This is a genomic window from Xanthomonas sp. WHRI 7064, from assembly GCF_040202355.2.
GTDB classification, from domain to species: domain Bacteria; phylum Pseudomonadota; class Gammaproteobacteria; order Xanthomonadales; family Xanthomonadaceae; genus Xanthomonas; species Xanthomonas arboricola.
The window spans coordinates 1,275,409-1,299,605 of sequence record NZ_CP167821.1 but is presented as its reverse complement, the minus strand read 5'-3'; the positions used below and the strand labels follow the sequence as shown (position 1 = coordinate 1,299,605).

At 64.6% G+C, this 24,197-nt stretch carries 20 protein-coding genes and 9 tRNA genes; 7 read left to right on the top strand and 22 right to left on the bottom strand.

The features are described from left to right. Positions 1 to 121: 121 nt before the first annotated feature. Positions 122 to 212 (bottom strand) — tRNA-Ser (locus tag ABQY74_RS05660). A 197-nt stretch (positions 213 to 409) separates the two neighbouring features. On the opposite strand from ABQY74_RS05660, the gene ABQY74_RS05655 reads away from it, so the two are divergent. Next, positions 410 to 1,114 carry a PP2C family serine/threonine-protein phosphatase gene (locus ABQY74_RS05655; RefSeq protein WP_104595613.1) on the top strand — a complete coding sequence of 235 codons (705 nt, stop codon included), beginning with the start codon at positions 410 to 412 and terminating at the stop codon, positions 1,112 to 1,114. A gap of 600 nt (positions 1,115 to 1,714) precedes the next feature. Here the strand turns inward: ABQY74_RS05655 and dnaQ are convergent. Genes dnaQ through ABQY74_RS05640 form a run of 3 tightly spaced genes read right to left on the bottom strand, consistent with a single transcriptional unit; the run spans position 1,715 to position 3,609 of the window. Beyond that, positions 1,715 to 2,449: a DNA polymerase III subunit epsilon gene (gene dnaQ / locus ABQY74_RS05650; RefSeq protein ID WP_349793525.1), complete on the bottom strand. Its 735-nt coding sequence runs from the start codon at positions 2,447 to 2,449 to the stop codon at positions 1,715 to 1,717. 19 nt (positions 2,450 to 2,468) lie between these two features. Beyond that, the gene (gene rnhA, locus ABQY74_RS05645; RefSeq protein WP_024938428.1) at positions 2,469 to 2,921 is read right to left on the bottom strand and encodes a ribonuclease HI; all 453 of its coding nucleotides are present in this window, start codon (positions 2,919 to 2,921) and stop codon (positions 2,469 to 2,471) included. 31 nt (positions 2,922 to 2,952) lie between these two features. Then, positions 2,953 to 3,609, bottom strand: coding sequence for a hypothetical protein (locus ABQY74_RS05640; protein ID WP_065047613.1), 657 nt, complete (start codon positions 3,607 to 3,609; stop codon positions 2,953 to 2,955). Between the two features lie 12 nt (positions 3,610 to 3,621). Here ABQY74_RS05640 and gloB point away from each other — a divergent pair, with 12 nt between their 5' ends. Both gloB and ABQY74_RS05630 read left to right on the top strand, forming a co-directional pair. Further along, complete coding sequence (gene gloB / locus ABQY74_RS05635) at positions 3,622 to 4,389, top strand: hydroxyacylglutathione hydrolase (protein WP_126968519.1); 768 nt, start codon at positions 3,622 to 3,624, stop codon at positions 4,387 to 4,389. Continuing rightward, complete coding sequence (locus tag ABQY74_RS05630; RefSeq protein ID WP_349793527.1) at positions 4,386 to 5,570, top strand: transglycosylase SLT domain-containing protein; 1,185 nt, start codon at positions 4,386 to 4,388, stop codon at positions 5,568 to 5,570. Before gloB ends, ABQY74_RS05630 begins: the two co-directional genes overlap by 4 nt. A 681-nt stretch (positions 5,571 to 6,251) precedes the next feature. Here ABQY74_RS05630 and ABQY74_RS05625 read toward each other — a convergent pair. The 10 genes from ABQY74_RS05625 to ABQY74_RS05580 all read right to left on the bottom strand — a co-directional run bounded on the left by ABQY74_RS05625 (position 6,252) and on the right by ABQY74_RS05580 (position 15,570). Continuing rightward, the gene (locus tag ABQY74_RS05625) at positions 6,252 to 8,222 is read right to left on the bottom strand and encodes a peptidyl-prolyl cis-trans isomerase (protein WP_349793529.1); all 1,971 of its coding nucleotides are present in this window, start codon (positions 8,220 to 8,222) and stop codon (positions 6,252 to 6,254) included. Between the two features lie 165 nt (positions 8,223 to 8,387). Continuing rightward, positions 8,388 to 8,464 (bottom strand) — tRNA-Asp (locus ABQY74_RS05620). Between the two features lie 95 nt (positions 8,465 to 8,559). Further along, positions 8,560 to 8,636 (bottom strand) — tRNA-Asp (locus ABQY74_RS05615). 28 nt (positions 8,637 to 8,664) lie between these two features. Further along, positions 8,665 to 8,739, bottom strand: a tRNA-Val gene (locus ABQY74_RS05610). Positions 8,740 to 8,750: 11 nt separating this feature from the next. Next, positions 8,751 to 9,023 carry an HU family DNA-binding protein gene (locus ABQY74_RS05605; protein WP_024938423.1) on the bottom strand — a complete coding sequence of 91 codons (273 nt, stop codon included), beginning with the start codon at positions 9,021 to 9,023 and terminating at the stop codon, positions 8,751 to 8,753. Positions 9,024 to 9,237: 214 nt separating this feature from the next. Next, entirely contained in the window at positions 9,238 to 11,709 is a 2,472-nt protein-coding gene (gene lon / locus ABQY74_RS05600) for an endopeptidase La (protein ID WP_016904733.1), read from the bottom strand. 145 nt (positions 11,710 to 11,854) lie between these two features. Next, on the bottom strand, positions 11,855 to 13,141 hold the full coding sequence (gene clpX / locus ABQY74_RS05595; protein ID WP_003483788.1) for an ATP-dependent Clp protease ATP-binding subunit ClpX: 1,287 nt from the start codon (positions 13,139 to 13,141) through the stop codon (positions 11,855 to 11,857). Positions 13,142 to 13,266: 125 nt separating this feature from the next. Continuing rightward, positions 13,267 to 13,893, bottom strand: coding sequence for an ATP-dependent Clp endopeptidase proteolytic subunit ClpP (gene clpP / locus ABQY74_RS05590; RefSeq protein ID WP_002806026.1), 627 nt, complete (start codon positions 13,891 to 13,893; stop codon positions 13,267 to 13,269). 98 nt (positions 13,894 to 13,991) lie between these two features. Beyond that, entirely contained in the window at positions 13,992 to 15,284 is a 1,293-nt protein-coding gene (gene tig / locus ABQY74_RS05585; RefSeq protein WP_039524079.1) for a trigger factor, read from the bottom strand. A 201-nt stretch (positions 15,285 to 15,485) separates the two neighbouring features. Continuing rightward, positions 15,486 to 15,570 (bottom strand) — tRNA-Leu (locus ABQY74_RS05580). Positions 15,571 to 15,844: 274 nt separating this feature from the next. On the opposite strand from ABQY74_RS05580, the gene ABQY74_RS05575 reads away from it, so the two are divergent. Next, complete coding sequence (locus tag ABQY74_RS05575) at positions 15,845 to 17,140, top strand: PAS domain-containing sensor histidine kinase (protein WP_104570307.1); 1,296 nt, start codon at positions 15,845 to 15,847, stop codon at positions 17,138 to 17,140. A 125-nt stretch (positions 17,141 to 17,265) separates the two neighbouring features. Here ABQY74_RS05575 and ABQY74_RS05570 read toward each other — a convergent pair whose 3' ends face one another. The 5 genes from ABQY74_RS05570 to ABQY74_RS05550 all read right to left on the bottom strand — a co-directional run bounded on the left by ABQY74_RS05570 (position 17,266) and on the right by ABQY74_RS05550 (position 18,386). Then, the gene (locus ABQY74_RS05570) at positions 17,266 to 17,712 is read right to left on the bottom strand and encodes a hypothetical protein (protein WP_372470045.1); all 447 of its coding nucleotides are present in this window, start codon (positions 17,710 to 17,712) and stop codon (positions 17,266 to 17,268) included. A gap of 210 nt (positions 17,713 to 17,922) precedes the next feature. Continuing rightward, positions 17,923 to 17,998: transfer RNA gene (locus tag ABQY74_RS05565), tRNA-Lys, on the bottom strand. Positions 17,999 to 18,082: 84 nt separating this feature from the next. Then, positions 18,083 to 18,159: transfer RNA gene (locus ABQY74_RS05560), tRNA-His, on the bottom strand. A 31-nt stretch (positions 18,160 to 18,190) separates the two neighbouring features. Beyond that, positions 18,191 to 18,267 (bottom strand) — tRNA-Arg (locus ABQY74_RS05555). A 42-nt stretch (positions 18,268 to 18,309) separates the two neighbouring features. Continuing rightward, a tRNA-Pro gene (locus ABQY74_RS05550) sits at positions 18,310 to 18,386 on the bottom strand. A gap of 152 nt (positions 18,387 to 18,538) precedes the next feature. Here ABQY74_RS05550 and ABQY74_RS05545 point away from each other — a divergent pair. Then, complete coding sequence (locus ABQY74_RS05545) at positions 18,539 to 19,300, top strand: Bax inhibitor-1/YccA family protein (protein ID WP_016902241.1); 762 nt, start codon at positions 18,539 to 18,541, stop codon at positions 19,298 to 19,300. Between the two features lie 118 nt (positions 19,301 to 19,418). Here ABQY74_RS05545 and ABQY74_RS05540 read toward each other — a convergent pair whose 3' ends face one another. From ABQY74_RS05540 to grxC, 3 genes are all read right to left on the bottom strand, one after another. Next, the gene (locus ABQY74_RS05540) at positions 19,419 to 20,426 is read right to left on the bottom strand and encodes an isocitrate dehydrogenase (RefSeq protein ID WP_349793532.1); all 1,008 of its coding nucleotides are present in this window, start codon (positions 20,424 to 20,426) and stop codon (positions 19,419 to 19,421) included. 368 nt (positions 20,427 to 20,794) lie between these two features. Beyond that, a complete protein-coding gene (locus ABQY74_RS05535; RefSeq protein WP_039523858.1) occupies positions 20,795 to 21,190 on the bottom strand; it encodes a carboxymuconolactone decarboxylase family protein in 396 nt (131 codons plus the stop codon). Continuing rightward, complete coding sequence (grxC, locus tag ABQY74_RS05530) at positions 21,187 to 21,495, bottom strand: glutaredoxin 3 (RefSeq protein WP_016902239.1); 309 nt, start codon at positions 21,493 to 21,495, stop codon at positions 21,187 to 21,189. Before grxC ends, ABQY74_RS05535 begins: the two co-directional genes overlap by 4 nt. A gap of 88 nt (positions 21,496 to 21,583) precedes the next feature. Between grxC and ABQY74_RS05525 the strand changes: the two genes are divergently transcribed. Together ABQY74_RS05525 and phoB are read left to right on the top strand one after the other, a co-directional pair. Continuing rightward, positions 21,584 to 23,290 (top strand): M48 family metalloprotease, encoded by a 1,707-nt coding sequence (locus ABQY74_RS05525; RefSeq protein ID WP_016902238.1) that lies wholly within the window; start codon positions 21,584 to 21,586, stop codon positions 23,288 to 23,290. A 174-nt stretch (positions 23,291 to 23,464) separates the two neighbouring features. Beyond that, a complete protein-coding gene (gene phoB / locus ABQY74_RS05520; protein WP_002806631.1) occupies positions 23,465 to 24,154 on the top strand; it encodes a phosphate regulon transcriptional regulator PhoB in 690 nt (229 codons plus the stop codon). The last annotated feature ends 43 nt before the right edge of the window (positions 24,155 to 24,197 follow it).

The following is a 24,197-nucleotide window of genomic DNA, read 5'->3' as shown; positions in this document are numbered from 1 at the left end:
TTCGCCCTGCGGGCGGCTTCGCCGTGCAGACAGCGCTGCTGTCTGTCGAACCCGGGGCTTCTCACCCCCCAATGCCGCCGGCAAAACTCACGCGGCACTGGCACAACTGCTCGCCTCAATCTGGCGGAGAGGGGGGGATTCGAACCCCCGAGGCGCTATAAACGCCTGCCTGATTTCGAGTCAGGTACATTCAACCGCTCTGCCACCTCTCCAGATGGTCCCCAGTGTCCTGGGGCCGTGCATCATACGGGCACCGGCGCCCAGCCACAAGCGGCCCGGGCCGGCATCGCCGGCACGATCGAAGGTCCGGGCGTGAACCCGCCCTGCGGCACCGGCGATCGGCGTGTTGCTGCGGGCCGGCCGCCCCGCGATGATGGTCACGCACCTCCTTCCTTGGCGACCCGCCCCCATGCTCGAATTCGGACACCTTACCCATGTCGGCCTGCGCCGTGACCTCAACGAGGACACGTACTACGGCGACAGCGAGCTGGGGCTGTGGCTGGTGGCCGATGGCATGGGTGGGCATGCCTGTGGCGAAGTGGCCAGCGCCCTGGCGCGCGAAACCATCGTGCGCGAGGTGCGCGCCGGCACCCAGCTGGCCCAGGCGGTGCGCATCGCCGACGAAGAGATCATCAAGACCTCGCGCCGCTGCAACGACACCTTGCCGATGGGCACCACCGTCGTCGCCGCGCGCGTACTGGGCCAGCGCTTCGAAGTGGCCTGGGTCGGCGACAGCCGTGCCTACCTGTGGCGCGACGGCCGGCTGGCGCAGCTGAGCCAGGACCATAGCTATGTGCAGGAACTGATCGCCCAGGGCACGCTGACCAGCGAACAGGCGCGCGCGCATCCGCATCGCAATGTGGTGACCCAGGCACTGGGCGTCACCGATCCGGTCCACCTCAATGTCGCCACCATGCAGGGCGAACTCAAATCCGGCATGCAGCTGCTACTGTGCAGCGACGGCCTCACCGAAGAAGTCGACGATGCCGCGATCGCCGCGACCCTGTCGCAAGCCGATTGCAGCGCACAGGAATGTGTCGAATGCCTGGTCGCCGCCGCACTCGATGGCGGCGGCTCGGACAACATCACCGCGATATTGGTGCGCAGCTACTAAAAGCCGCCGACAAGACCTAGCGAACGCCCGCTGGCGGTCAGCGCAGAATTTCGTTGGCCGCATATGGTTGGATGCAAACAACCGCTTGGTCGGTCGAGGGCGCGATGTCCTCACTGCCTGCGGGTCACGCCATAAATCTAGCCCTAAGGACTCGCTGGCAGCATCCAGGCCGCCAAGGATCCCGGAACCGTCGAGAGCAGTGCACCAGAGCGTGAGTCGGCTACCTGCTTGAACACCATGCACACCGACCATCTCGCTTGGTCCTTGCCCGCCCACCGTCGCGGGACCTTACGCGGCATGGATGCCGCGTAAGAGCCTACACGGACGTACTTGCGGCGTGTCCTGCGATGGTGGGCGGGCAAGGGCCCTGCAGCCAGGCCGCAGATCACCGGCCTGCAGCGAAAAGCAACATCATCCCGCTCCGCACTAGACCAGAGAGACATCGCTTTGTTGGCAGAGCCAAGCACGGGCATTGAACCCGCACGGCAGCCATCATGTGCGCACTACTCGCGCCCAGAACCGCCAGGCTTCAGCGGCGCACTGCGCCCCACCACATCGCCACGCCGCGCGACAACCGGACACCCGTTGCCGAAAGCCGCACTACCCGGCAGCAGCCACCCCTTCAACCGGCGCATCCCACAACGCGCGCCCGGCCTTCTTGCGCAGGTGCGCCAGGCGCGCCTCGTGCGCCTGCGACTCCGACGCGGTTACCACCACCCGTGCGCGCGGCAACAGCAACGCCGGATCGAAGGTGATCATGCCCTCGCCATGCTCGCTGCGCTGGCCGGTATCGGCGCTGGCAAAGCCGATCTCTTCCTGGCCCGAGGTCAGCGCGATGTACACATCGGCCAGGATCTGCGCATCGAGCAAGGCGCCATGCAACTGGCGATGCGAGTTGTCCACGCCCAGGCGCTTGCACAAGGCATCCAGCGAGTTGCGCTGCCCCGGATAGCGCTCGCGCGCCATCATCAAGGTATCCACCACGGTGGCGCGCTCGACGATACGGCCGTAGTTGTCGCCCAGCAGCGACAGCTCGTTGTCCAGGAAGCCCAGATCGAACGCGGCGTTGTGGATGATCAGCTCCGCGCCGTCGATGTAGGCCAGGAACTCCTCGACCACATCGGCAAACAGCGGCTTGTCGGCCAGGAACTCCAGGGTCAATCCGGTCACTTCCTGCGCACCGGGTTCGAAATCGCAATCGGGCTTCAGGTAGCGATGGAAATTGTTGCCGCTCGGGCGCCGCTCCAGCAGCTCCACCGCACCGATTTCGACGACGCGGTTGCCCTTGCGCCATTCCAGGCCGGTGGTTTCGGTATCGAGAATGATCTGACGCATGAATCCTCTTGCTGATTGCTTACGCGGTTGCGCTGCCACCGCGCTGGGCGATGGCCTGATTGCGGGCGAGCACGTCGACGCGCTCGTTGTCCGGGTCACCATTGTGGCCCTTCACCCAACGCCAATCGATGCTGTGGCGTTGCGTGGCCGCATGCAGCCGCTCCCACAGTTCACGGTTCTTGACCGGGTCGCCGCCGGCGGTTTTCCAACCGCGGCGTACCCAGCCGGACATCCACTCGGTAATACCCTGGCGCACGTATTGCGAGTCGGTATGCAGCACGATCTGGCATGGCTCGGTGAGTGTTTCCAGCGCCATGATCGCCGCCATCAACTCCATGCGGTTGTTGGTGGATGTGGCTTCGCCGCCGGACAATTCCTTCTCGCGGCCGTTGTAACGCAACAGGGCCGCCCAACCGCCCGGCCCGGGATTGCCGAGGCAGGAGCCGTCGGTATGCACTTCAATGGATTTCATCAGCTTCTGGTGTTTGGAAAGTGGTCAGTCGTCAGATCGTGGCTACAGGCTGCGGCCAGCGCGAGGGCATCGCGATCGGGGTCGGCCCGATCGAAGCGGCGGCGCGCTTTTCCACTTCGAGCAGATACACCGCGCGCCAGGGTGCGCGATCGGTGCCGGTAACGCCACGCCCGGTGCGCCAGATCGGCCCCAGGTAGCGCTCGGTCTCCACGCATTGCAGCCCCGCACGCTGCGCCAGCAGCCGCCAGCGATCCGGCCGCAGCGCCACCGGACCACGCCGCGCCCAGCGAAAGCGGTACGGGCTCAGCGGATTGAGCGTGAACAGCCATAGCCGCCCGCCCGGCATCAGCAACCGCTCGCATTCGGCCAGGAATTCCGCCGCGCCGCCCACCACCGCATGCTGCACCACGATGGCCTGCAGGCTTTCGGTCGGCAACGGAAACGGCATGGCGCAACGCGCGTCGCCCGCAAAGCGGCCAGCGCTGCGAGACAGCCGCAGCCCGCGCCCCTGCAGCAGCTCGCGCGGCGGCAACTCGGGCGTCGGCGTCAGCCACAGCCAGGGCTGCGACGGACGCGTCTGCAACGCCGCAAGCGCCAATTTGCGCTCCAGCAGGAGCAGGCTGCGCCCTGCACCTGTTTCAAACCAGGATGAGACGCCAGCTTGACGGGAGAATGGCGTGGCAGGCATGGTCCCAATTCTATGCGACTGACCGCCCTGCCCGCATTCGACGACAACTACATCTGGGCGCTGGTCGCCAGCGATGGCCGCGCAGTCATCGTCGATCCGGGCCAGGCCGAGCCGGTGTTCGCCGCCGCAGAGCGCGAAGGCTTCTGCCCCAGCGCCGTCCTGCTGACCCACCACCATACCGACCACATTGGCGGCGTGGCAGCGCTGCAGCAGCGTTGGCCGGACCTTGCGCTATACGGTCCGGCCGACGAACGCATCCCTGCAGACGCCCACCGCGTGGGCCAGGGCGACCGCTTGAGCCTGCTCGGCAGCCGCTTCGATGTGCTGGAAGTGCCCGGCCATACCCGCAGCCATATCGCCTTCGTCACTGACCGCCATCTGTTCAGCGGTGATACCCTGTTCAGCCTAGGCTGTGGGCGGATGTTCGAAGGTACCGCTCCTCAGATGTTCGACGCGTTGCAGCGCCTGGCCTCCCTGCCTGGCGAAACGCTTGTGTGTTGCGGCCATGAATACACCTTGGCCAACGCGGCCTTTGCGCTGCACGTCGATCCCACCAACGCTGCCTTGCAGCGCCGTCAACAGGAAGCCCAGGCCATGCGTCATGCAGCCCGTCCTACCCTGCCGATTTCGCTCAAGAGTGAACTGGCCACCAATCCGTTCTTACGCACCAGCAGTCCCGAAATCCGCGCTGCGGTGGCATCTCGCGCAGGCGGGGCAATTTCCTCTGAAGTTGACGTTTTCGCCGAACTTCGGCGCTGGAAAGACGAATTTCGCGCATGAGGCGCCTGCTTCTGGCAGTGCTGACCGCATTGGCGGTCATCGCACCCGCAGCCGCATCGTCCAACGACGCAAGCCGCCCCAAACCCGCAGAGAACTCGATCACCCAGACCGCCACTCCCGAGGTGCGCAACGGCCGGGAGATTTTTTCGTCGTTCCTGGATGGTCGGGCCGATCCTGGCTGCGACAGCGAACATAGCGATACGCGCTGGGAACAACATTTTTCGCGCGCGCCGGCACGCCTGGCGGACGACGCACAGGACGTGTTGCCGTTGTTCGGCTACGTGGTCGATGAACTACGCGAAGCCGACATGCCGACCGAATTTGCGCTGATTCCGTTCGTCGAGAGCGGTTATCGCCCGGGCGCTCGCAACGGCAGCGGTCCCGCCGGCCTCTGGCAGTTCATCGCCACCACTGCGCGCAACCACCACGTGCCGGTTGGCGCTCAATACGACGGCCGCCTCTCGGCAGTGGACTCCACCACGGCGGCGGTGCGTTATCTCAAGACGCTGTATGGCATGTTCGGCGGCGATTGGCGCCTGGCGCTGATGGCCTACAACGCGGGCGAGTATCGCGTGCTGCAGGCCATGCGCAAGGCCGGGATGAACGCGCAGAACGCTCGCCCGTCCGAATTGCCTGGCATGTCCAAGGTCACCTACGAGTACGTGGAAAAGCTGCACGCGCTCGCCTGTGTGCTGGACCATGCGCAGCAGCAGGGCAATCTGCTGACCTCGCTCGACCGCCCGGTACCGGTACTCACCGAACATGCATTGCCGGCCGGCACCAGCCTCAACGCCTTTGCCGGACAACGCGACATCGAGCCGCAGCTGCTGGCCCGGCTGAATCCGGCGCTGGCCAGCGCGCGCGCCGCACCGCGGGGCGTGCATGTGCTCGCCCCGATCGCATCTGCGCAGCCAGGTGCGACAGGCGCCGTGGTCGCATCTGCCGACACGGGCAGCCTTGTCGACAACAGCGCTGCCGCTACCACGGTCGTTGCCGCCGCGGCGACGAAGGCATCCAGGCCACAAGCGCGCACCACGCATACAGTGCGCAACGGCGAATCCGCCTGGGCCATCGCGCGCCGCTACGGCGTGACCGTCACGACACTGCTAACCAGCAATGGCCTGGACAAGCGCGCCGTGCTGAAGCCCGGCATGGTGTTGTCGTTCGAAGACACACCCTGACCTAAGCCGCCTGCCTCCGGCGCCGTTCCGGCGCCGCTGACACCACAGCGGCATGCTTTTCCTCGACGTTGCGCATGGGGAGTTGAGCGTCGCGCCGCTCTGCGGAGGCGAAGGTCGGATGCGAAGAGAGCGCCTGACATTTCCCCTTTGCCTGCGCTGCTGCAGCGATGCCATACGGAATCGGAAACCTATGTGGAATCGGGAACGGACGTACTCGCAGCCGATTAACCCGCTATCGCTGCAAGCCGACCGAAATCGCAGTTGATTGAGCGCGCTTGCAGCGTCTGCCGCCAACCGACAGGCAGCCACCCGTAGGCGCACCAAACGCGCAACCCGACACTGGCTTTTCTGGCCTGGCAGATTGGCCTGGCAGATCAGCGCGCTAAATGACGCACGTCTTTGCGACCGCACGCCTGCAACCATGACGCTCGAAATCCGCAACCCCGGCAGACCTATCCCAAACGGATGGCAATACGCACGACGTCAGATCAGTTGCGGCGGGCCATCGCAGTGCCTTAGCCAGTTGCTGCGGGAATCCAGTGCCTGGTCCACGCAACCACAGACTCGCCGCGGCGCCACCGACCGGACACTCCGCACGAAACGCTGGCACCCGCCCACGGCATCGGCCAAAGAAAAAGCCCGGTTACCCGGGCTCTTTCTCCACCAGTCGAACAGCAGCTGTTACAGCTGCGCCTCTTCGATCTGGATCTTGTAGCGCTTGCGCATTTCCTTTACGTACGCCTGCGCCGCGTTGTTGCCGTCGATCTGGCTCAGCTGCTCGCGCAGCATGGTCTGCTGCTCGGCCGGCATCTGCTTCAGATCGCCCGGAGTCGCCTTGCTGATGACGAACACCGCAAAGCGCCCGCCATCCAGCTCCACCTTGCCCACCGACGGCTTGCCTTCGGTCGGACGCGGCGCGCTGAAGATGGCGCGGTTTGCCGCCGGGGTCGGAATCGGCGCGGTACGCGGCAAGCCGGGGATCGGCTGCACCTGCAACTTCTCGCTGGCGGCCAGCGCCTGCAGGGTCTCGCCTTTCTGTACACGTGCTAGCAATGCGTCGGCAGCCGCCGCGGCGGCCTTCTCGCTGCGGTCCGCGCGGACGGCGGCGATTACCTTCTCGCGCACCTTGTCCAACGGCAGGGCCGCCTCGGCGGTGTGGTTGGTCACACGCAACACCACGCTGTGGTTCGGCCCGATGGTGATCGGATCGCTCACCGTGCCGTCCTGCACCAGCGTTTCGGAGAATGCCGAACGCAGCACCGCCGGATTGGCCGCGATACCGCTGGCATCAGCGCGCGAGAACGGGCCTAGCGTCTGCACCGGCAGACCGACCTGCTTGGCTGCCGGCTCCAGCGCGGTGGGATTCTTGTAGACCTGATCCACCAGCTTGCCGCTCACATCCGTAAACGCCTTGTCGGCATCGGCCTTGAGCTGCTCGGCGGCGAGCTGATCGCGCACCTGCTCGAACGACTTGCCCTGGCCGCCCTTGACCTCGCGCAGCTGGATCACGTGGTAACCGAACTCGCTCTTGATCGGGCCGACCACCTCGCCAGCCTTCATCGAGAACAAGGCATCTTCGAACGGCTTGACCATCGTGCCCTTCTCGACCCACCCAAGATCGCCACCGGCGCCCTTGGAACCGGGGTCCTGCGAATTGGCCTTGGCCAATGCGGCGAAATCGGCGCCCGGCTGCTTGGCTTCCGCAGCCAGCTTGGCCGCTTTCTCCTCGGCGGCTTTCTGCGCGGCAGGATCGCTACCGGCGGTGATCAGGATGTGCGATGCCAGACGCTGATCCGGCTCGACAAAACGCGCCTTCTCTTCGTCATAGCGCTTGCGCAGCGTCGCCTCGTCAGCGGCGGTTGCCGGCGGCAACTTGGCGGCATCGAGTTCGACATACTCGATCGTCACCGTCTCCGGCTGACGGAAGTCCTGGGTATGCCCGTCGTACCACTGCTTGATCTGTGCATCGCTGACCGGCGCGGTATCGGCAGCCGGTGGCGGCAGCATCGCCAGCTGCACGTCGCGCGTTTCGCCCATCAGCTTGAGCAAGCGCTCGAACTCGGCCTTGGTCGCAAAGCCCGACTCGGCGATCGCCTGCGGAATCACCGACTGCTGCAAGCTGTCGCGCACCAACGCATCGAACTGCGCCGGCATGCGCGGCGGCGTACCCTGCGCAAGTGCAGCGCGGTACTGGTCGGGGCTAAATTTGCCGTCGACCTGGAACGCCTGAATGCCGGCGATGTAATCGCGCACCGTCGCATCGCCGATCACGATGCCGGCATCTTCGGCACCCAGACGCACGACTTGCTCATCGACCAACTGGTCGAGCACCTGCAATTTATTTTCGCGCGATTCGAACGTGCGCGGATCGAAATTCTCGCCCTGGCGCTGCCGTTCCTGCATGCGTGCCTGCTCGAAGCGGGCGCGGAAATCCTGCGTACTGATTTCATGGTGCTGCCACAGCAGCGAGACCGGCCACCACGACGGTGCCGATTTCCACCACGTTGGTGGCGCCTGCACCTTGGCCACGTTATTGGCGCCAATGCCGCCGAGGTAGCTGTTGTCGATGACGAACAGGAACGGAATCATCAGCAACCCCAGGATGGCGGTAGCGATCCAGCCTGACGTCTTGTCGCGAAGTTTCTGCAGCATTGGCAAATCACGGCCTGTGGGCGAGCCGCGCAGTGTAACGCGCCTGACGCCGGGCACCCAGCCCAATCCCGCACCGTACCGGATCCGGCATGGCTTTCGGCGCGCAATTACCGCGATAGCGGCCAAAAAAAAGCCCCCGGCACGGAGCCGAGGGCTTTGCATAACTGGCGGAGCGGACGGGACTCGAACCCGCGACCTCCGGCGTGACAGGCCAGCATTCTAACCAGCTGAACTACCGCTCCGCTTTAAACTTGGACTGCTGCTTCCCCACCATTTCCGCAATGCGAATGCGGTGGAGAAAACGAAGCCCCCAATCGCTCAGGGGCTTCGGTATAACTGGCGGAGCGGACGGGACTCGAACCCGCGACCTCCGGCGTGACAGGCCAGCATTCTAACCAGCTGAACTACCGCTCCGCGCTTGAAACATTTGCCTGGTGCTTAATGGTGGGTGCTGAGGGTTTCGAACCCCCGACCCTCTCCGTGTAAGGGAGACGCTCTACCGCTGAGCTAAGCACCCTAGCGAGTCGATTAGTTTACTGCATCCTTCAGGGCTTTGCCAGCCTTGAATGCAGGATTCTTCGAAGCAGCGATCTTGATGCTGTCGCCGGTCTTCGGATTGCGGCCGGTACGCTCAGCGCGCGCGCGGACCTGGAAGGTGCCAAAGCCAACGAGGGTGACGGCATCGCCCTTCTTCAGCGCCTTGGTGATTTCGCTCACAACCGCGTCAACAGCACGGCCGGCCTCAGCCTTGGAGATGTCAGCGGCAGCGGCAACGCCATCGATCAATTCGGTTTTATTCATTCTTGAAACTCCCTTTGCGGCAGATGCCGCGGAATCGACAATCGGCGCTCTTGCCGTTAGCGAAGAACCCGACACAAGTGGTATCGCGTGACGCATCACAATTTGCCGCGCCCACGAGTCGTGCATTTATACCAGCGCCCCCAACCGCACGCAAGCCAAAACCCAATAACGACGCGGGTTTTGGCTTGTTTTGCCTGGGTTTAGACAAGCGGTTTTAGTGCTTGACGCGGGTACCCGGCGTAGTGCGTGACTTGCCGCGGACCGCAACCCGCGAAGCGGTCTTGCGGGCCTTTTCCTTACCCGCCTTCTTCGGTGCCAACGGACGCTCCAATGCGAGATCCAGCACTTCGTCGATCCACTTGACCGGCACGATCTTCAGATCACGCGTGACGTTGGCCGGGATGTCGGCCAGATCTTTACGGTTCTCGTCGGGGATCAGCACGGTGCGGATGCCACCGCGCAACGCTGCCAGCAACTTCTCCTTCAGGCCCCCGATCGCCGAGACGCGACCACGCAAGGTGATCTCGCCGGTCATCGCCACATCGGCGCGAATCGGCACCTTGGTCAACACCGACACCAGCGAGGTCACCATCGCGATACCGGCGCTCGGGCCATCCTTCGGTGTCGCACCATCGGGCACGTGCACGTGCACGTCCTGCTTCTGCAGGAAATCCACATCGATGCCGAGTCGCTCGGCGCGCGAACGCACCACCGACAAGGCGGCCGACGCCGATTCCTTCATGACGTTGCCGAGCTGACCGGTCAGGATCAGGTTGCCCTTGCCCGGCACCAGCGTGGACTCGACCTGCAGCAGCTCGCCGCCGACTTCGGTCCAGGCCAGACCGGTGACCAGACCGATTTCGTTTTCTTCTTCGGCACGGCCGAAATCGAAGCGACGCACGCCCAGATACTTGTCGAGGTTCTTCGCGTTGACCGTGACCAGGGCCTTGGGCTTGCCCTTCTTGGCGACCACCTTCTTGGCATCCGGCTGCGGGCCGGCAAGCGCGATTTCCTTGACCACCTTGCGGCAGATCTTGGCGACTTCGCGCTCGAGGTTACGCACGCCCGATTCGCGCGTGTAGTAACGCACGATGTCCTGGATCGCATCGCTGCCGATCTCGATCTCTTCCGGCTTCAGGCCGTTGGCCTTGATCTGCTTGGGCACCAGGTAACGCATGGCGATGTTGAGCTTCTCATCCTCGGTGTAGCCGGGGATGCGGATGACTTCCATGCGGTCTAGCAACGGACCGGGAATGTTGAGCGAGTTGGAGGTGGCGACGAACATCACCTCCGACAGGTCCAGGTCCACTTCCAGATAATGGTCGTTGAAGGAGTTGTTCTGCTCGGGGTCGAGCACCTCCAGCAGCGCCGAGGACGGGTCGCCGCGGAAGTCCATCGACATCTTGTCGATCTCGTCCAACAGAAACAGCGGATTCTTGCTGCCAACCTTGTTGAGGTTCTGCACCAGGCGGCCGGGCATCGAACCGACATAGGTCCGGCGATGGCCACGGATCTCGGCCTCGTCGCGGATACCGCCCAGGCTCATGCGCACGAACTTGCGGTTGGTCGCCTTGGCGATCGATTGCCCGAGCGAGGTCTTGCCCACGCCCGGCGGCCCGACCAGGCACAGGATCGGGCCCTTCATCTGCTTCACGCGCGACTGCACCGCCAGATACTCGAGGATGCGTTCCTTGACCTTGTCCAGGCCGTAGTGATCGGCGTCCAGGGTGTCCTCTGCGACCTTCAGATCCTTGCGGACCTTGGTGCGCTTCTTCCACGGCACGCCCAGCAGCCAGTCCAGATAGTTGCGCACCACGGCCGCCTCGGCGGACATCGGCGACATCTGCTTGAGCTTGTTGAGCTCGGCCTTGGCCTTGGTCTCGACCGGCTTGGGCATGCCCGCCTCGGCGATCTTGCGCGCCAGCTCCTCCAGCTCGCCCGGCGCATCGTCCAGATCGCCCAGCTCCTTCTGGATCGCCTTCATCTGCTCGTTGAGGTAGTACTCGCGCTGGCTCTTTTCCATCTGCGACTTGACGCGGCCGCGGATGCGCTTTTCCAGCTGCTGTACGTCGATCTCGCCGTCCACCAGCCCGACCAGCAGCTCCAGCCGCTCGCCGATCTCGGTGATTTCCAGCAGGCGCTGCTTGTCGGCCAGGCGCACGCCAATGTGCGCGGCGATGGTGTCGGCCAGACGGCCAGGCTCGTCGATGCCGGCCAGGGTCTGCAGCAGCTCCGGCGGCAGCTTGCGATTGGTCTTGACGTACTGCTCGAACAGCGACATCAGCGAACGCGCGATGGCTTCCACTTCGCGCGGCTCGCGCGCGTCGCTGGCTTCGATCTCGATGCCCTGGCCCTGCAGTGCGCCATCCAGCTCGACGACCTTGTCGACGGTGACCCGCGACAGACCTTCGACCAGCACCTTGATGGTGCCGTCGGGCAACTTGAGCAGCTGCAGCACCTGCGCGAGCGTGCCAACGGTATAGAGGTCGCTGGCGGTCGGGTCGTCGGTTTCGGCCGACTTCTGCGCAACCAGCAGGATGCGCTTGTCCGCCTCCATGGCTTTTTCCAGCGCGCGCATCGACTTGTCACGGCCGACGAACAGCGGAATCACCATGTGCGGAAACACCACCACGTCGCGCAGCGGCAACACCGGCAGATCGAGAACTTCTGGTTGGGACTGGGCCATGGGGCGCTCCGCAGGAATGGGGGTTTTGGGGCGTAAAAAAAGCCGATGGCCCCGTTATGGGGCCATCGGCGAGGTGTTGCAAGTAGCGTTCGGAAACCCTTTATCCGCGAGCGAGGCCGGGGCCGGGCGCAGCGGCATCCAGGCCTCAGTCGCCGGACGCAGCCTTGGCCGGGGCCGGTTGCGCCTGGTAGATCAGATACGGCTCGGATTTGTGCTCGATCACCGACTCGTCCACCACCACCTTGCTGACATTTTCCTGCGAGGGCAGCTCGTACATCGTGTCCAGCAGCACCGATTCGACGATGGTGCGCAGACCACGCGCGCCGGTCTTGCGCTTGAGCGCCTTCTTGGCGATCGCCGACAGCGCGTCGGGGCGGAACTCCAGCTCCACGCCCTCCATGTCGAACAGCTTCTTGAACTGCTTGGTGATGGCGTTCTTGGGCTCGGTCAGGATCTTGATCAGCGCCGGCTCGTCCAGTTCCTCGAGCGTGGCCACCACCGGCAGGCGGCCGACGAACTCGGGAATCAGGCCGAACTTGATCAGATCTTCCGGCTCGACCTCGGCCAGGATCTTGCCGACTTCCTGCTTGCGCTCACTGCTCTTGACCTTGGCACCGAAGCCGATGCCGCCGGCATCGTTGGAACGCTGCTGGATCACCTTGTCCAGCCCGGCGAACGCGCCGCCGCAAATGAACAGGATGTTCTTGGTGTCCACCTGCAGGAATTCCTGCTGCGGATGCTTGCGACCGCCCTGCGGCGGCACCGAGGCCACCGTGCCTTCGATCAGCTTCAGCAGCGCCTGCTGCACGCCTTCACCGGACACGTCGCGGGTGATCGACGGGTTCTCGCTCTTGCGCGAGATCTTGTCGATTTCGTCGATGTAGACGATGCCCTGCTGGGCCTTCTCGACGTCGTAGTCGCACTTCTGCAGCAGCTTCTGGATGATGTTTTCCACGTCCTCGCCGACATAGCCGGCTTCGGTCAGCGTGGTGGCATCGGCGATCGTGAACGGCACATTGAGCAGGCGCGCCAGCGTTTCGGCCAGCAGCGTCTTGCCCGAGCCGGTCGGACCGACCAGCAGGATGTTGGATTTCGCCAGCTCGACGTCATCGTTCTTGCTGCGGCTCTCGATACGCTTGTAGTGGTTGTACACCGCCACGGCGAGCGTGCGCTTGGCGCGCAACTGCCCGATCACGTATTGATCCAGCACCTCGAGAATCTCGCGTGGCTTGGGCAGACTGGAGCGTGCCGACTGCGCCTTCTCTTCGAGTTCCTCGCGGATGATGTCGTTGCACAGCTCAACGCACTCATCGCAGATGAATACGCTGGGACCGGCAATCAGCTTGCGGACTTCATGCTGACTCTTACCGCAGAACGAGCAGTAGAGAATCTTGTTGCTGTCGCCGGAACGACCTTGGCGGTCTTCGCTCATGCTTCTGTTACCCAGTTACCCCACCCGATGCACGGGGGTTCGATTTCGAGAATAGCACAGGGTCGGGAGGACATCCGCCCAGCCCGACCCTGCCGGTTTTTCCTGCAATTTCAGCAATCTGGCGATCAAGACGGCTGGATCGACTCTTCCGGACGGCGTTCCAGCACCTGGTCGACCAAGCCATAGGCCTGCGCATCGACCGCACTCTTGAAGTTGTCGCGCTCGGTATCGCGCGCAATCGTCTCGAGGGATTGGCCGGTGTGCTTGGCCAGGATCTCGTTCAAACGCGAACGCAGGGTCAGGATCTCACGCGCATGGATGTCGATATCGGTGGCCTGGCCCTGGAAGCCGCCCAGCGGCTGGTGGATCATCACGCGCGAGTTCGGCAGCGCATAGCGCTTGCCGGCCGCACCCGATGCCAGCAACAGCGCGCCCATCGAGGCGGCCTGGCCGACGCAGATGGTGCTCACGTCCGGCTTGATGTACTGCATGGTGTCGTAGATCGCCATGCCGGCGGTGACCACGCCGCCCGGCGAATTGATGTAGATGCTGATGTCCTTTTCCGGGTTGTCCGCTTCCAGGAACAGCAGCTGGGCCACGATCACGTTGGCCATGTGGTCGTCGATCGGACCGACCAGGAAGATCAGACGCTCCTTCAGCAGACGCGAGTAGATGTCATACGCACGCTCGCCGCGGCTGGTCTGTTCGACCACCATCGGCACCAGGTTCAGGGCTTTGGTCACAATGCTCATCAGTCTTCCTGTAATGGCAGCGGCTTGCGCCGATGCCCGGGTTTGACATCCGCATCCCAGCCATCGGGATGCGGGTTGGTGTCACGCGGTCGCTTACCTTAGACCCGAATGGCGTCCTGGAACGACAGCGACTGCTCGGTGTGCTGGGCGCGCTCGGCGATCCAGTCGATCACCTGCTCTTCCATGACACGGCTCTGCAGTCCACTCATCAGTTGGGGGTCGTTGCGGTACATCTCAATGACCTGTTCCGGCTCTTCGTAGGTCGAGGCGATCAGACGCAGCGTTTCGCTGACGCGCTTGGATTCCAGGCGCAGCTCGTTGCGACGGGCCACCTCGCCCACCAGCAGACCGACCAGCACGCGCTTGGCAGCCGCGTCCATGAAACCCTGGTGGGCATCGGCCGGAATCTCGCCCGGGTTGCGGCCGCTGCGGCGGACCTGCTCGACCTGCTGCGCCAGCATCGAACGGGCTTCGTTCTCGACCAGGCGCGGCGGCATTTCCACGTGCGCATAGGCGGCGATCAGCTGCTCGCCCACTTCGCGACGCAGGCGGTTCATCAACGCGCCCTTGAGCTCGCGCTCCAGGTTGGTGCGGATGTCGGCGCGGAACTGCTCGGCATCGCCACTCTTCACGCCGAAGCTCTTGATGAACTCCTTGTCCACCACCGGCAACACCGGCTCGGAGACCTCGACCGCCTTGACGTGCACCTGCACGGTCTTGCCGGCCAGCTGCGGCACGCGCCACTCGGCCGGGAAGTCGATGGTCAGGGTCTTGTCTTCGCCCTTGGCCAGGCCTTCCAGGCCCTTTTCGATCTGGTCGAACATCACGCCCGAGCCCAGCACGCTGCTGCCGGTCTCCACGCCTTCGGCGGGCAGACGCTCGTCGCCCGCCTGCGACCAGGTCTCCAGCGCCACCAGATCACCGACCTGCGCGCCGCGCTCGACCGGGTTCCAGGTGCGGCGCTGCAGACGCAGGTTCTCGATCATCTGATCGATGTCGGCATCGGTCACGTCGGCGGTATGACGCACCACCGACAGCTTGGCCACGTCGATATCGCCAAAATCCGGCACCACTTCGAAGGTGGCGACGAAGTCGAAATCGCTCTCGCCCTGGTCGATACGCGGGTTGCCGGCCAGACGCAGCGAATGCTCGCGCACTGCCGAATCGAAGGTCTCACGCAGCAGGCCTTCCATCGCCTCGGCACGCACCTGCTGACCGAAGCGCTGCTCGATGACCTTGGTCGGCACCTTGCCCGGGCGGAAACCCTTGATGCGCGTGGTCCGCGCAAGTTCGCGCAGGCGGCCACCGACATGCGTCTCCAGGCGCTCCTGCGGCAGGGTGAAGGTCAGGCGGCGTTCCAGATTGCCGGTGGATTCGATCGATGCTTGCATGTTGACTCCTGCCACCGACTGCACAAGCGTCGGCACGAGATGGAAGATGCGGGTTGACGGATGGCGAGAAAGCCGCCGAGCCTTGTAGTTTCGCCGATAACGGCGGCCGCTGCCAGCGGAATACGCGTCACCGCACCGCGCAATGGAAAGACCCCAGGCCTGCGGCGGGAAGCGGCCGGAACACGCACGGCCGCACTGCATTGGTGCGAAAGGGGGGACTCGAACCCCCACGCCTTGCGGCGTCAGAACCTAAATCTGGTGCGTCTACCAATTCCGCCACTTTCGCGATGCTGCTCCTGCCCTGCCATTGTTGCAGGGATGCCGGGAAAGAAAAAGCATCGCGGGAGCAACTACGCCGCTGAATGTCGCCCACGGCCTGCACCCTGCGCGCCTGGACGGACAGCGCAAGCGCGGCCGACCCTGAGTCCGACGCGCCGACGATAAACACATTCATCATGCAACTCGGCGCGCACTGGCGTACCTTGCTTCCGCCCGCTAGCGCTGGGTAAAGCTGGCATTCGCTAAAATTCCGTTAACACCAGTGAGAGGCAGTCATCGCGATGAGAGATCGCTATCGGCAGATCGTGGCCCTGTCCCGCGACTGCATCAAGGAGATCGACCTCGACGGGCGGATTACGGCCATCAACATCAATGGCCTGACCGAACTGCGCGCCAGCCACCAGGATCAGCTGATCGCGCGGCCCTGGCGCGACCTGTGGCCGCCGGAAGCGGCCGAGCTGGTGGATGCGGCCATCGCCGGCTCCCGCGCCGGTTCGATCCAGGAATTCGAGGCCGCCAGCGTGAACTTCGCCGGCGTGCGCCAGATTTGGCAGGTCGTCACCAGCCCGCTATTCGATGCGCTTGGCAAGGTCGAAGCGATCCTGGCGGTGAGCAAGAACATCTCCGACCGCCGGGCGCTGGAGACCGCCTTTCGCACACTGGATTCAACCCTGACCGCAGAGCGCGCATTTTCCAGTGGTGTGCTGCGACTGGCGCAAGCGCGCGAACATTCGCTGTCGAGCGAACTGCACAGCCTGCGCGACCTGCAAGAGCGCATCGAAGGCGATCTGGACATTGCGCGCGCCGCGCAGAGCGCCGCCGAAAAGATTTCCGAGCAGGCGCAAAAGGGCGAGGCGGTGGGACAACTGCTGGCCGGCGTGGTGCACGATTTGAACAACGTGCTGCAGGCGGCAACCTCGGCCATCGAGCTGGTGGTACAGCGCGCCAGGATCGATGCGCACGACACCAAGCTGTTGAGCGTGGCCGATGCGGCGCTTCAACATGGCTCGGTCATGGCACAGCGCCTGGTCGGGTTTTCGCGGCAGTATCCGTACAGCCCGGAATCAGTGGACCTGGCTGCCTTGACCGAACAGCTCGGCCCCTTGCTCGAACAGGTGATCGGCGCAGATCTGCAATTGCAGCTGCGCACCGCCGAAGGTGGATGCTGCGCAATGGTCGACCGCCACACGGTGGAACGCGCCATCTTGAACCTGGTGATCAACTCCCGCGATGCCTGCCAGGGTGGCGGCGTCATTCGCGTGGAGACCGGCGACGCCGTGGTCGCTGAAGAACAGGCCAACCTGGCCAGGCCGGCCGGGCACTACGTCACCATCGCCGTGGCCGACAACGGGCATGGCATGGATGCGCACGTGCAGGCGCACCTGTTCGAAGCGTATTTCACCACCAAGGATGCCGACAAAGGCGCGGGCCTGGGACTGGCGCAGGTGTACAGCGCAGTCCGTCAGGCAGGTGGCTTTGTGGAAGTGACATCGGCGCCCGGCCAGGGCGCGCGCTTTACGCTGGCGTTCCCACGCATGCAGCAGAGCGCGGCGCCGGCGCCCGCCGCATCGCCGTAAGCGACCACGGCTGCAGTTGCCTGTCGCCGATCAGGCGTAGCGCACCGCATCAAGGTCGTAAGCGCCATCCAGTGCAGCAAAGAACCTCTTGCTGCGCATGCTGATGGACGTTGCCTGGCGGCCCGTCACCCGGCGCGAGGCGACACTGCCAGGCGCGACCACATCAGCCAGACAAACAGGGCACAGGCGCCACCTGCCGCCAGCCCACATTGCAGCAGCGTCAGCATCACTGCGCGATCAGACATCATCGACCAGCCGCCGATGATCGCCAGCAGCAGCACGATCACCCCGGCCGAGAGCAGACCGCTCAACGCACCGATGCCAACGTGGACCAGCAGGTTGGGCCGGCGCCCGCGATACCACCAGGCGCAGATGCGCGCACACAGCCATCCCGCCGCGGCGCAGGCAATCACCGGCAACACCAGGCCGTAAGACCAGGCAACGATCAACAACGCGGTCTGTAGGTCGAAACGGGTCAATCGCGCCAGGCCCAGCAGCCCGCCGAGCGGAGGACCGACGATCGCGAAGACGCCAACCTGGCCCAGGATCGAATGCCGCAATGCTCCGGACACCTCAGACCTCATTGGCATCCGCTCATCCGGGCGACGATCGGCGGCGATTGCGCACCTGACGCCGGCCAGACATCGCGCCGGGCCGAGATCGACACTACGTCGCCGCGGCCGCCGACCGAGACGACAGCGAAGCTGCAGCCGATTCCTTGCGTCATCTTTTCCTCAGCACAAAAAGAAAAGCACCTAGGCTAATGCCTAAGTGCTTTTGTTTGGTGGGCCGTCAAGGATTCGAACCTTGGACCTATTGATTAAGAGTCAACTGCTCTACCAACTGAGCTAACGGCCCTGAAACTGGTCGCACATTGTATGCGCGTTTTTGCGTCGTTGCAACACCCCGCGATGCATCGGGTCCAACTTTTCCTGCAATCAGTGGGGTGGCTGAGGGGACTCGAACCCCCGACATCTGGAATCACAATCCAGTACTCTAACCAGCTGAGCTACAGCCACCACTGAAACCTACTTCCTACCGCACCGCCGATGGCGCGCCCGACAGGACTCGAACCTGTAACCGCCGGCTTAGAAGGCCGGTGCTCTATCCGGTTGAGCTACGGGCGCCCGGACCGAACTTCGCATTCCCACGCCGTCAAGAGCTCGGAATGGTCGGGGTAGAGGGATTCGAACCCCCGACATCCTGCTCCCAAAGCAGGCGCGCTACCAGACTGCGCTATACCCCGGCGGGACCTTTCAATCCCGAAGGCTGGAAAGGTCGGCTATTTTGGGAATGATTGGCCTTGCTGTCAATCACTCTGTGTAAATCGGACGATCCGGTATCCTCGCGGCATCGCTCGCCAAGTCGGCAGGCACCTACATTTCATGGAGAACACGCATGCGTAGCGGCAATCCCGCCCTTCGGGAATCCACCTTCCTCGACCTCGGTTCCGGCTCGGTAGTCACCCGCGATGGTCAGGCGATGACGCTCAACGGCACCGTCAACAAGACCGGCCTGCTGTTGCTGATGGCAGTGGTCACTGCCGCCTTCGCCTGGTCGCAGTCGATCGGGGCCGATGGCGCTCCGTTGCCTGCCGCGCGGCTGTACATGATCGCCGGTGCGATCGGCGGGCTGGTGTTCGCGCTGGCGACCAGCTTCAAGCCGACCTGGGCCCCGGTCACTGCGCCGCTGTACGCGCTGGTGGAAGGCTTCTTCCTGGGCGCGATCTCGGCAGTCTACGAGGCGCGTTTCAACGGTATCGTGTTCCAGGCGGTCCTGCTGACCTTCGGCACCATGTTCGCGCTGCTGTTTGCCTATCGCAGCGGCATGATCAAGGCCACCGAGAACTTCAAGCTGGGCGTGGTGGCAGCCACCGGCGGCATTGCGCTGGTGTATCTGGCGACCATCGTGCTGGGCCTGTTCGGCGTGCGCATCCCCTTCATCCACGACTCTGGCCTGATCGGCATCGGCTTCAGCCTGTTCGTGGTGGTGGTGGCTGCATTGAACCTGGTGCTGGACTTCGACTTCATCGAAAGCGGTGTCGAACAGGGCGCTCCCAAGCACATGGAGTGGTATGGCGCGTTCGGCCTGATGGTGACGCTGGTGTGGCTGTACATCGAGTTCCTGCGCTTGCTGTCGAAGCTGCAGTCGCGGAATTGAGCGGGGAATCGAGCGTCGGGATTGGGGATTCGTAAGAGCGATTCCACCCAATCCCTGGACTCAATGCAAAAAAAAGGGCGCCTGGGCGCCCTTTCTTTTTTTGCTGTCGCCGTGTCGCTCAGAGGCGGCTGGCGATGGCCTTGGCAAAGCCCATGGTGTTGCCGGTGCCGCCCAGGTCGGGGGTCAGCGAATCCTTGGCTTCCAGGGTGGCCACGATCGCTTCGCGCAGGCGCTCGGCGTTCTGCGGCTGGCCGATGTGGTCCAGCATCTGCGCAGCACCCAGCAGCAGCGCGCACGGGTTGGCCTTGCCCTGCCCTGCAATGTCCGGCGCCGAGCCGTGCACGGCCTCGAAGATTGCCGCGTCCACACCGATGTTGGCGCCCGGGGCCAGGCCCAGGCCGCCGACCAGACCGGCGCACAGGTCGGAGATGATGTCGCCGAACAGGTTGGTGGTCACGATGATGTCGAACTGCTCAGGACGCATCACCAGCTGCATGCAGGTGTTGTCGACGATCATTTCCTGGAATTCGATTTCCGGGTACTGCATGGCCACATCGCGTGCCACCTTCAGGAACAGGCCCGAGGTCGACTTGATAATGTTGGCCTTGTGCACCGCGGTGACCTTCTTGCGGCCGGTGGCGCGCGCCAGGTCGAAGGCGTAGCGCACGATGCGCTCGGAGCCCTTGCGGGTGACGCGGGCGCCGGAGAACGCGGTCTCGCCGTCCTCGGACACGGTCTGGCCTTCGCTCAGGTAGGCGCCTTCGGTGTTCTCACGCACCGTGATCAGGTCCACGCCATCGGCGAAACGCGACTTGGTGTTGGGGAACGACTTGGCCGGACGCACGTTGGCGTACAGGTCGAACTTGCGACGCATGGCGACGTTGATCGAGCTGAAGCCCTCGCCGACCGGGGTGGTCAGCGGGCTTTTCAAGGCCACCTTGTTCTTGGTGATCGAGGCCAGGGTGGACTCGGGCAGCAGATCGCCGTGCTTTTCCAGCGCGACCAGGCCAGCGTCGGCGTACTCGTAGGTCAGGCCAGCCTGCAGCGCGTCGAGCACGAACAGCGTGGCATCCATGATCTCCGGGCCGATACCGTCGCCGCGGATGACCGTGATTGTCTGCGTCATAACGTTGGGTTTCCGAACTTGAAGGGGGGAGCGCCAGCCGCAATACCCGGCAGAGCGGCGCAAGGAGGTTTCACAGGCAATTATGCCCGATGCCGGTGAAGGCGCCCAAACCGACCTTGGTCTAAGAGCCGCCAGATGCGCACGGCGGCCATTCGGTGCAGCGAATGGCGGCAGAAACGGACGCGCGTACCACCGTATGCGAGCACAACTTCAGTGCAGATGCCCCGAAAGCACCTGCCGTCCCAGCCAGCGGCCAGCGCCCAAATCGGACCACCTCAACGCAAAGCCGCCAACAACAGGCGGCATGCGCCCTCGCCCGGCGTCACGAATCCCGAATCACCACTCCCCACTCCCCACTCCCGCCCCAATCACCCGTGCGCGTGCTGCTCCGGTGCCGGGGCGCCACCTTCGAGCTGGTCCAGGAAGTCCACCGCGCGCCGTAGGTGCGGGATGACGATGGAGCCGCCGACCACCAGGCCGACCGAGAAGGTTTCGAAGAATTCCTCACGGGTCACACCGGCCTCCTTGCACTGGGCGACGTGGTAGCTGATGCAGTCGTCGCAGCGCAGCACCATCGAGGCGACCAGGCCGAGCAGTTCCTTGGTCTTCACATCCAGCGCGCCCGCCTGGTAGGTCTGGGTGTCCAGCGCGAAGAACCGGCGCACCACCTGGTTGGGTTCGGCCAGGATGCGCTGGTTCATGCGCTGGCGGAATTCGGTGAACTCGCGCAGCCGGTCGTCGCTGCCGCCGCCGGTCTCGCTCATGCCTGGCCGCCTGTGTTGCCGGCCAGCAACGGCTCGAGCTTGCCGGCCCGGTGCATCGCCATCATGTCGTCGTAGCCGCCCACATGGACGTCGCCGACGAAGATCTGCGGCACGCTGGTGCGCTTGGCCAGCGCAACCATCTTGTTGCGCTCGGCCGGGTCCAGGTCGATGCGCACCTCGGTCCAGGTCCGGCCCTTGCTCTTGAGGAAGTTCTTGGCCGCCACACAGTACGGGCAGATCGCGGAGGAATACAGGGTGATCTGCGGGCCGCTGGCCGCATCCTGCACATTGGTATCTTGGCTCACGGGAAACTCCGTGGTTGGTCTGAGGTCTGACAATGGTACCGGGCGACTGGAATTTCCATGTCGTCACCGCAACACTGTGGATTAACCGATGATTCACGCCATCGCGCCGTGCTGCCCGCATGCTCCGCGCACCACCTGGGAGTTCCACTTGCGCCTGCTACCGCTCGCCACCGCCCTCACGCTGGCCGTTGCCATGGGGGTGGCACCCGCGCAGGAAAACCGCCTGCCCGACATCGGCTCGTCTGCCGGCGAGTTGCTGACCCCGGCGCGCCAGGCCGAGTACGGCAAGATGATGCTGGCCGAGTTGCGCAATTACGACTATGTGCTGGACGACCCGCTGATCACTGACTGGCTGCAGACCATGGGCACCCGGCTCGGCGCCAACAGCGACCAGCCGCAGCAGCCGTTTACGTTTTTCATGCTGCGCGACCGCCAGATCAACGCCTTCGCCACGCTGGGCGGCTATATCGCGGTCAATGCCGGGCTGGTGTTGACCGCCGAGCGCGAGGACGAGGTGGCCGCGGTGCTGTCGCACGAAATCGCCCACGTCACCCAGCAGCATGTGCTGCGCGGGGTGGAACGGGCACAGCGCGACCAGATCCCGATCCTGCTCGGCATGCTGGCGGCGGTGGTCGCCGCGCAACAGGCCGGCGGCAATTCCAAGGGCGATGCCACCATGGCCGGCATCACCAGTGCGATGGGGCTGATGCAGCAGCGCCAGATCGACTACACCCGCTCCAACGAATCCGAGGCCGACCGGCTGGGCATCCGCACGCTGGTGCGCAGCGGCTACGACGTGGATGCGATGGCCGGCTTCTTCGAGCGCATGTCGGTGGCGATGCGCGCCAACGAAGGCGGCTACAGCGCGCCGGACTTTCTGCAGACCCACCCGGTCACGGTCACCCGCATCAGCGAGGCCAAGGCGCGCGCCGAGCAGATGAAGAAGAACACCGTGGTGCTGACCACCTCGGTGCCGGGCGGCACGCGCCAGGAACGGGTGGACCCGGCCGACCCGTCGCTGTCCGAACCGCTGAGCCGCAACGGCAACGCGCTGCTGCCGTATGCGCTGCGGCTGCCGGTGGATGCGCTGAGCCGCAGCGGCGACCAGCAGAACTTTGACTGGGCCAAGGAACGCCTGCGCGTGCTCAGCGCCACCACGCCGGATGCGGCCATCCGCGAATACGAGACCCTGCGCCGCAGTGCCAAGCACGGCCTGACCGACGCGCAGCGCTACGGGCTGGCGCTGGCACGCCTGCGCAACAGCGGCAGCCGGCCCAGTGAGCCGGTGGCCGAACTGACCAGCCTGCTGGAAGCGCACCCGGACAACCTGTGGCTGTCGCTGGGGCTGAGCGAGGCGCAGGCGCGGGTGGGCCAGCGCGAGGTGGCCAATGCGCGTTTCGACGCGCTGCTCAAGCAGCTGCCGAACAACCGCGCGGTGGCGCTGACCTATGCCGGCGCGCTCAACGAGCAGGCCAGCAAGGAGTCCGGCCAGCGCGCGCGCCAGGTGCTGGAGCCGCTCCTGCATCGCAGCAGCGAAGATCCCCTGTTGCAGCAGACCTACGCACGCGCCTGCGAGCTGTCCGGCGACCATCTGCGTGCCAGCGAGGCCTATGCCGAAGCTGCGTACTTGAACGGACGCCCGGAACAGGCGCTGATCCAGTTGGAAGCGCTGAAGAAGAAAGATCTCGACTATGTGACACGGGCGCGGGTGGATGCACGCATCGCAGCGATCACGCCGACCGTGCTGGAGCTGCGCCGGCAAGGCATCCGCGACCCGGATCTGTCGACGCGCTAGCGCATGTGACGGTTGGCGCAGCGGTCATTCGGGCGTGTGTCGACGGGTTCAGCACCGCGCCTGCCAGTGGCACAGGCCGCTTTGACCACGGCGGCAGCCCTCAGGCATGTCACATTAGAGTCACAAAACCGTAGTCTACTGGCGATCAACCTAAAGCCAGACGGTAAGCCCCGCGTGCAAAAACGCATTCTGATCGTCGATGACGAACCCGCGATTCGCGACATGGTGGCGTTCGCGCTGCGCAAAGGCGAGTTCGAACCCATCCATGCCGGCGATGCCCGCGAGGCGCAGACCGCCATCGCCGACCGCGTGCCGGACCTGATCCTGCTGGACTGGATGCTGCCAGGCACCAGCGGGCTGGATCTGGCACGGCGCTGGCGCAAGGAACAGCTGACCCGCGAGATTCCGATCATCATGCTGACCGCACGCGGCGAAGAGAACGACCGCGTCGGTGGCCTGGAAGCCGGGGTCGACGATTACGTGGTCAAGCCGTTCTCGGCGCGCGAGTTGCTGGCGCGCATCCGCGCGGTGATGCGCCGCACCCGCGAGGACGACGAGGACGGCAGCGTGGCGGTGGGCCGCCTGCGCATCGACGGCGCCGCGCACCGGGTGTTCGCCGGCGATGCGCCGGTGCCGATCGGCCCGACCGAATACCGCCTGCTGCACTTTTTCATGACACATCCCGAGCGCGTGTATACCCGTACCCAGCTGCTGGATCATGTCTGGGGCGGCAGCGTGTATGTGGAAGAGCGCACCATCGACGTGCACATCCGCCGCCTGCGCAAGACGCTGGAACCGTTCGGCCTGGAAAACATGGTGCAGACCGTGCGTGGCTCGGGCTACCGTTTCTCTTCGGCAACCTAGTGCTTGCCGCACAGCCGGTCGGCCCTGCCGCTGGGCTGGCTCG